We start from the raw sequence: 7,024 nt of genomic DNA, 5'->3' as shown, positions 1-7,024 counted from the left end.
TGTTATTGGTACTGCTGTTTCCGCAAGGCCTGGGTGGCCTTGGAAATCGGATCGGACAGTGGTTTTGCAGAGAAGGTCGAGCACGACCTGCAGGAAGGCAACAATGAATTTGCTTGAGGTCAATCATCTGAGCCGACGCTACGGTGACTTTATTGCCGTGGACGATATCAGCTTTAATTTGCAGGCGGGCGAACTGCTGGCGCTGATCGGTCCCAACGGGGCCGGCAAAACGACCACGTTCAATATGATCGGCGGGCAGTTGCCGGTCACGCACGGCAGTATCCTGCTTGCCGGCGAGTCCATTGCCAATCTGCCGGCAAGACAAATCTGGAAAAAAGGCGTGGGCCGCACCTTTCAGATTGCGGCGACCTTCAGTTCGTTCACCGTGCTGCAGAACATTCAAAATGCCCTGCTCGCCTATGGACGCCGCACTTATCAAATATGGCAGTCGGCTGACAGGCTGTACCGACAGCAGGCCAGCGCATTGCTTGAACAGGTTGGCATGCTCTCGCAAGCAGATCGTCCATGCGCGGAACTGGCTTATGGCGATATCAAACGCGTCGAACTTGCCATGGCGCTGGCCAGTGAACCCAGGCTCCTGCTGATGGATGAGCCCACCGCAGGTATGGCTCCCCGCGAGCGACAGGAGTTGATGACATTAACGCGTGACATCGCCCAGGCGCGCAATACCGCTGTATTGTTTACTGAACACAGTATGGATGTGGTGTTTGGATTTGCCGACAGAATACTGGTGCTGGCCCGTGGCCAGCTGATTGCGCAAGGCACCCCGCGCGAAATCCGCGATGATCCCAAAGTCCGGCAGGTATATTTCGGTACGGGCTTAAATCTGCAACAAGGCGCCAGCCGACCCTCCCCTTCGGGCCTTGGGACAGATACAGCAGACGGAGCACACCCATGACCCGTTTATTGCCCGCTGCTCAGCCGGGTCAACAGCAAGCGTTATTGCAGGTGCAGAATCTGAACGCCTGGTATGGTGCGGCCCACATCCTGTTTGATATCAACCTGACTGTCAGAAAAGGCGAAGTGGTAGCCCTGATGGGCCGCAACGGCGCCGGCAAATCTACGACCATTGAAAGCATCATGGGGCTGGTGAACCACCATGGCATCATTCAGTTTATGGGGCACAATATTGCTGCCTGCAAGCCCCATCAGATTGCCCGGGCCGGGATCGGTTTCGTCCCTGAAGAGAGACGGATTTTCGCCGATCTGAGTGTCATGGAAAATCTGGATACCGGCAGACAGCCACCGCGCGTCTGGCCGGATGGCCAGGCAGTGGCTCACTGGTCGGTCGAATCGATTTTTACACTGTTTCCAAATCTGGCCGATATGCGTACACGTCGCGGAGGACAAATGAGTGGCGGCGAACAACAAATGCTTGCAGTAGCGCGCACGCTGATGGGCAACCCTTACCTGCTGCTGCTGGACGAACCCTCCGAAGGCGTGGCCCCAATTGTGGTCGAACAGATGATAAAGATGGTGCTTGCCTTAAAGGAGCAGGGAGTAAGCATTCTATTGTCTGAACAGAACATGGATTTCGCCCAACAGGTGTGCGATCGGGTTTACATCCTGGAAAAAGGCCAAATCAAATACGAGAACACCATGGACGCACTTTCCCATGACGTGCTGGCGAAAGCCGATTTTCTGGCGGTCTGATACAACAAGCACCAGGCAGCACCGTAATTTCCGCTATATCCGTGTGGCTGCCGCCGCTCTCGCAGAGGCATGTCTGCTCGTGTCCGGCTCGAAGTAAGATTGCCCTATGTTATAATATGTAAGAAAGATATATGAATAAAAATCAGGGGGTTACGCGAATAATCCCTATTGCATTGCACGTTGTGACGGTTACCCGCTGTTCGTGTAGTGTCGTGTCACTGCAAGCCGCCAGTCCGGCTGCAATACCCGATCATAAAAACTACAATTTACCGCCGCTCCGGCATTTTCGATTGCTATCAAGGTCACGCGCATACCATGATTAAACATCAGCTTCTAAACAAGGATTCCGTTTACTGCAATACTTGTGTGCTGGGGCATATTTGCGTACCGCAGGGGCTCAATGCACAAGATGCGACACGACTGAACGAGTTGGTCAAGGAACGCATCCGTATCCCCAAAGGCACCCTCTTTTTTAAGGCAGGCGATAGGCTCACTGCCCTGTACGCTATCCGCTCCGGATCCATGAAACTGCAACTGGAAAACGAATCCGGCCACATGCAGATTACCGGTTTTGTCTTTGCAGGAGAAATTATCGGTCTTGATGCTCTTGCAGAAAACGTGCATGTTTCCAACGCCATTGCCATGGAAGATACAGAGGTTTGTGTGATCCGCATGAGCGATCTGAGTTATCTGTCCAAGGAAATTCCGGCACTGGCCTATCGTGTCACGCGCCTGATGAGCCAGGAAATTTCGCGCTCGCACAGCATGGTTCTGTCGCTGGGGGCCATGCGTTCCGAACAAAGGCTTGCTGCATTCCTGATCAATTTATCGCAGCGCTTCTCCTGTCTGGGCTATTCCGGCAGCGAGTATGTGCTTCGCATGAGCCGTGAGGAAATCGGCAACTATCTGGGTCTGACGCTTGAAACGGTCAGCCGCCTGCTGTCGCGATTTGCCAAGGAAGGACTGATCCGTATCCATCAGCGTGAAGTACGAATTCTGGACTTCAATGGTCTGCAGACGTTAATTCAAAACGAGAATATGTACCGTGCGGACTTGCGCAAGGCGCTTGCCTGAGCGAGCCCGTCCCGCGAGCATCAGGCCAAACATGGTAGCCGGCATTTTCACCGCATCCCGAAGCAGCTAGACGATCGAATGCAGGAAAGCGGCCGTTCAGGCGCCGGGGAACGGCCATTGGGGTTTGACAACCAGCCAAATCCAGACGCTCATCAACAATGCATGACGGCCCGAACAGTAACCGCAACAGCCGGCCAATGCTGCGCCCCGATGCAGGGATTGAACCCTGTGCTCAGCAATTAATCGTCCAGTTCGGTTTGCCTGGAAAACAGCGATAGATTATTACCGCTGTTGGCCATGAAAAAACTAAGTGTACTGGAGAAGGCGGCGGTCAGCCAGAAGAGGAAAAAACCGGCTGCATAGGCCAGTTCACTTGATATGCGGATGTGCCCGAACAAGGGAATATCCCGGGGATCAACCAATGCAAATACCACCCCGCTGGCAAATCCAGCAGCAAGAAACGACGGCCAAAGTATCCACATAACAGTACGCATGATCACTCCCGCTTGACGTTGCTGCGGGCCGCCGGAACCAACGGCCCGGTCCCTTCGCGAATCACCACCAGTCCCTGCTTGCGGGCATCCAGTCGCACATCGAGGTCGGGATTACTCTGAAAGGCCAGGACAATGGTAATCACGCAGCCGATAATGGCCAAAAAGGGACCGGCCATCAGTAGCCACGGCCAAGGCTCCCTGTACCACGGTCCGCTATCTCGTTCCTGCTGTTGCATCCTTGTGCTCCTTGTCAATTAGGGACAAAAAAAGTTGTATCTTGTTGAGCCGATAACGTGCCTTCGGTCTTATCCGTGTTTTCAATAAGCAGGGACAATGGATGCAATCCCCTGGCCGAGTCCTGTACCGGTACGCGAATGACCATGGGCACCCATTGATTGGAAAAAGCCGGCACGTCGATTTGTTGCCCACCCTCTTCTCCGACCAATACAGTCACTTGCTGGATATCTTTGGAAGTGGCTTTGAGGACAAATTTCTGGTCTTTTTCCGACATATTGATGACCTGAATGCGATAGATATTCTCGATCATTCCACCCGGTATCTCCCGTCCGAGCACGCCACGATCCCGTACGATATCAACCCTTAACGGCGAACGCAGCGAGAGCGAAACCAGCAAGCCGATAATGAAGATGCTTAGCAACGCGATGTAAACATAAATGCGGGGCTTGAACAAACGCTTGCGGGCCTGTTTCCTGTCGAGCCTATCGAGCATGCCGCTTTCGGATGTATAGCGGATCAACCCGCGCGGATAATTCATTTTGTCCATCACCTGATCACAGGCGTCGATACAGGCGCCGCAGCCTATGCACATATACTGCAGACCGTCCCTGATGTCGATTCCGGTCGGACAGACCTGCACACAGATCGTACAGTCAACGCAATCGCCCAGGCCAGCCTGACTGGGAATGATTTTCTTGGAGCGACGACCCCGCGGTTCGCCGCGAATCCGGTCATAGGTCACGACAAACGTGTCCTTGTCGACCATCACGCTTTGAAAGCGGGCATAGGGGCACATATATTTACAGACGGACTCCCGCATAAAACCGGCGTTGCCCCAGGTTGCAAAGGAATAAAAGATCATCCAGAACCACTGCCAGAAGCTTAGTTCGAAATGCAGGAGCTCAACGCCCAACTCCCGAATGGGCGAGAAATAGCCAATGAAAGTCGAGCCGGTCCACCAGGCCACCGCTATCCATAACAAATGCTTGGCGGCTTTTACCCTGAACTTGCGCCAGCTCATTGGAGACTCATCGAGCCTGATACGGGCAACGCGGTCACCTTCGATCTTGCGCTCTATCCACATGAAAATTTCGGTATAGACCGTTTGCGGACAGGCATATCCACAAAACAGCCGGCCGGCAAGCGCTGTAAACAGAAAAAGCCCATAGGCCGAAATGATCAGGATAATTGCCAGATAGAACACATCCTGCGGCCAGAGCACAATCCCAAAGATATAGAACTTGCGCTCTGCCAGATCGAACAACACCGCCTGGCGTCCATTCCATTGAAGCCAGGGCAAGCCATAGAAAACCGCCTGCGTGGCAAGCACCAGAATAATCCGCCATTTGGCAAACACGCCGTTCACGGAGCGCGGATATATTTTTGTGCGGATCTCCTCGACCTGCATACTACTGTCGTCGGCAGAGACAGCCCGGGCCGGGACCAATCTTGGTGGTTGCCAGGCAGGCACATCCTGATTGGCAGACTGCGCTGGTTGCTTATCTGACATGATTGTCGATTCTTCTATGCGTGATTATTTGTTGGATAAGCCCCAAACATATGCGGCCAGAATACGGATCTGATCTTCAGACAAAATATGTTTCTGTGCCGGCATCACACCCTGGCGCCCGTGCAGAATCGTATTGACAATGGTCTCCCGGGAGCTGCCGCCGAGCCAGATCGCATCGCTCAGGTTGGGCGCGCCCAACGCCTGGTTTCCCTTGGCATCCATGCCATGACAGGCGAAACATACCTTTTTGTACCCTGCCTGCCCGGCGGCCAGCAGCGTCGGATCACTGGCCAGACCGGAAAGAGAACGCACATAGTTGGCAATTTCATTGGCCTCTGAGGGTGTAATGGCCGCAGCAAGGGGCGCCATTACACCATGACGACCTTCTGTGATGGATTTGACAATCACCTCGGGTGTGCCACCGTAGAGCCAGTCGCTGTCGGCCAGATTGGGAAAGTTGGGCGAGCCTTTGGCATCAGAACCATGGCATTGCGCACAGTTGTTCAGAAAGAGCCGCTTGCCGATGGCATTTGCCTCGGGATTGGCCGCGAGTTCCTGAACAGATAAGGCTGAAAATTTGTCAAATAATGGTTTGATTTGCGCCGCCTGTTCCTCGCGCTCGGCGACAACCTGCTTGGCCGAGGTAAATCCGAGCAGGCCTGGATAGGAACCGAGCGCCGGATACAACAACATGATACCCAGTGCGATAACGCAAAGCCCCAGATACATAACCGTCCACCAGCGCGGAACGGGATTATTGAGTTCGCGCAGGTCTTCGTCCCAGACATGGCCCGTATCTTCGACCTGCGGCGTTGCGCTCTTGAGCCATCGACGCTGGGTAAACAGCAGCCACACGCACCATGCCACCCCAGCCAAAGATACGATGGCAATGTAATAACTCCAAGAATTACTGAAAAAATCACTCATTTCTTATACCCTTCACCACGAGTTGTCGTTGCTTCGTCAGGGACGGCAAACGGCAGATGCGCTGCCTGTTCGTTATCACTCACACGATGCCTGGACCAGGCCCAGGCAATGATTCCGAAAAACGTCATAATGGATACGATGGTCATGATTCCGATTACGATGTCCATGTGTTCACCTGTCCCCGTTCTGGTCTAGTTGGACGCTGTTGCGTCTTGCTCACGCATTGCAGCCAGATATCCCACGCCCAGGCTTTGCAGATAGGCAATAATGGCGTCCTCTTCGGTTTTGCCCTTGAGCGCTGCCGGTGCGTCGTTAATTTGTTGATCGGTATACGGCACCCCCAGGGTACGCAATGCCTTCATGCGCGCCTGAATATTTTCATTGGACACATCCTTGTTCTGCAGCCAGTAGTAGCCCGGCATATTGGATTCCTTGACCACGTCACGCGGGTTGCGCAAGTGGATACGGTGCCATTCATCCGAGTAGCGTCCGCCAACCCGGGCAAGATCGGGTCCGGTACGTTTGGACCCCCACAGAAACGGATGGTCATAAACGAACTCGCCGGCTACCGAATAAGGGCCGTAGCGGGACACTTCGGACTGCAGCGTCCGGATCTGCTGAGAATGGCAGCCGACACAGCCTTCCTTGATGTAGACGTCCCGACCGATGATCTGCAGTGCCTGCAGGGGCTCAACACCGGGTGCCGCCTTGGTGGTGTAATGCTGGAAAAACAGTGGCACGATTTGCACCAGACCGGCAACGGCAACGACGAGGATCGAAAAGATAATCAGAAGCCCGACGTTTTTTTCCAGTGTCTCATGGGTAAACAAACGCTTTTTTTGATTCGTCATAATAAATCTCTTAAACAGCAGTAGCAGGTTGAGCAATGCGGGCATCATGGCCGACCAATTCAGGTACTTGCGGATTGACACCCTTGAGTCCCTTGATGGTCATGATCATGTTGTAGAACATCACCAACACGCCACTGAGGAAACACATCCCGCCTACGATGCGGATGATGTACAGCACATATTTAGATGCCAGCGCCTGAATAAAAGCATAGGTCAACGTACCGTCCGCTTCTGTTGAACGCCACATCAGCCCTTCC

General features: G+C 53.7%; 9 protein-coding genes and 1 pseudogene. 3 read left to right on the top strand and 7 right to left on the bottom strand.

All coding sequences use genetic code 11. The features are described from left to right. The first annotated feature begins 103 nt into the window (after positions 1-103). From ACTIKR_RS19840 to ACTIKR_RS19830, 3 genes are all read left to right on the top strand, one after another. On the top strand, positions 104-919 hold the full coding sequence (locus tag ACTIKR_RS19840; protein WP_442328803.1) for an ABC transporter ATP-binding protein: 816 nt from the start codon (positions 104-106) through the stop codon (positions 917-919). Next, on the top strand, positions 916-1,674 hold the full coding sequence (locus tag ACTIKR_RS19835) for an ABC transporter ATP-binding protein (protein ID WP_442328802.1): 759 nt from the start codon (positions 916-918) through the stop codon (positions 1,672-1,674). The genes ACTIKR_RS19840 and ACTIKR_RS19835 overlap by 4 nt, the downstream gene beginning before the upstream one ends. 315 nt (positions 1,675-1,989) lie before the next feature. Next, on the top strand, positions 1,990-2,748 hold the full coding sequence (locus ACTIKR_RS19830) for a helix-turn-helix domain-containing protein (RefSeq protein WP_442328801.1): 759 nt from the start codon (positions 1,990-1,992) through the stop codon (positions 2,746-2,748). A 239-nt stretch (positions 2,749-2,987) separates the two neighbouring features. Here the strand turns inward: ACTIKR_RS19830 and ACTIKR_RS19825 are convergent, their stop codons facing one another. The 7 genes and pseudogenes from ACTIKR_RS19825 to ACTIKR_RS19795 form a co-directional block, all read right to left on the bottom strand. Then, positions 2,988-3,242 (bottom strand): hypothetical protein, encoded by a 255-nt coding sequence (locus ACTIKR_RS19825; protein ID WP_442328800.1) that lies wholly within the window; start codon positions 3,240-3,242, stop codon positions 2,988-2,990. Positions 3,243-3,244: 2 nt separating this feature from the next. Next, positions 3,245-3,478, bottom strand: coding sequence for a FixH family protein (locus ACTIKR_RS19820; RefSeq protein ID WP_442328799.1), 234 nt, complete (start codon positions 3,476-3,478; stop codon positions 3,245-3,247). 14 nt (positions 3,479-3,492) lie between these two features. Then, positions 3,493-4,989 carry a cytochrome c oxidase accessory protein CcoG gene (ccoG, locus tag ACTIKR_RS19815; RefSeq protein ID WP_442328798.1) on the bottom strand — a complete coding sequence of 499 codons (1,497 nt, stop codon included), beginning with the start codon at positions 4,987-4,989 and terminating at the stop codon, positions 3,493-3,495. 24 nt (positions 4,990-5,013) lie between these two features. After that, entirely contained in the window at positions 5,014-5,916 is a 903-nt protein-coding gene (ccoP, locus tag ACTIKR_RS19810; protein ID WP_442328797.1) for a cytochrome-c oxidase, cbb3-type subunit III, read from the bottom strand. After that, the gene (locus ACTIKR_RS19805) at positions 5,913-6,083 is read right to left on the bottom strand and encodes a cbb3-type cytochrome oxidase subunit 3 (protein WP_193087013.1); all 171 of its coding nucleotides are present in this window, start codon (positions 6,081-6,083) and stop codon (positions 5,913-5,915) included. Before ACTIKR_RS19805 ends, ccoP begins: the two co-directional genes overlap by 4 nt. Before the next feature lie 24 nt (positions 6,084-6,107). Continuing rightward, positions 6,108-6,767, bottom strand: a complete 660-nt coding sequence (ccoO, locus tag ACTIKR_RS19800) for a cytochrome-c oxidase, cbb3-type subunit II (protein ID WP_193087014.1) — start codon at positions 6,765-6,767, stop codon at positions 6,108-6,110. Positions 6,768-6,777: 10 nt separating this feature from the next. After that, positions 6,778-7,024, bottom strand: a pseudogene (locus ACTIKR_RS19795) (cbb3-type cytochrome c oxidase subunit I); the annotation flags it as partial.

The sequence above is a fragment of the Advenella sp. genome (assembly GCF_052108595.1).
Lineage (GTDB): Bacteria > Pseudomonadota > Gammaproteobacteria > Burkholderiales > Burkholderiaceae_B > Advenella.
This window is presented reverse-complemented; position numbering and strand designations above follow the sequence as displayed.

Coding starts and splice junctions, on each gene's coding strand:
- ACTIKR_RS19840 (WP_442328803.1), top strand. CDS start 104: ATGAATTTGCTTGAGGTCAATCATCTGAGCCGACGCTACGGTGACTTT.
- ACTIKR_RS19835 (WP_442328802.1), top strand. CDS start 916: ATGACCCGTTTATTGCCCGCTGCTCAGCCGGGTCAACAGCAAGCGTTA.
- ACTIKR_RS19830 (WP_442328801.1), top strand. CDS start 1,990: ATGATTAAACATCAGCTTCTAAACAAGGATTCCGTTTACTGCAATACT.
- ACTIKR_RS19825 (WP_442328800.1), bottom strand. CDS start 3,242: ATGCGTACTGTTATGTGGATACTTTGGCCGTCGTTTCTTGCTGCTGGA.
- ACTIKR_RS19820 (WP_442328799.1), bottom strand. CDS start 3,478: ATGCAACAGCAGGAACGAGATAGCGGACCGTGGTACAGGGAGCCTTGG.
- ccoG (WP_442328798.1), bottom strand. CDS start 4,989: ATGTCAGATAAGCAACCAGCGCAGTCTGCCAATCAGGATGTGCCTGCC.
- ccoP (WP_442328797.1), bottom strand. CDS start 5,916: ATGAGTGATTTTTTCAGTAATTCTTGGAGTTATTACATTGCCATCGTA.
- ACTIKR_RS19805 (WP_193087013.1), bottom strand. CDS start 6,083: ATGGACATCGTAATCGGAATCATGACCATCGTATCCATTATGACGTTT.
- ccoO (WP_193087014.1), bottom strand. CDS start 6,767: ATGACGAATCAAAAAAAGCGTTTGTTTACCCATGAGACACTGGAAAAA.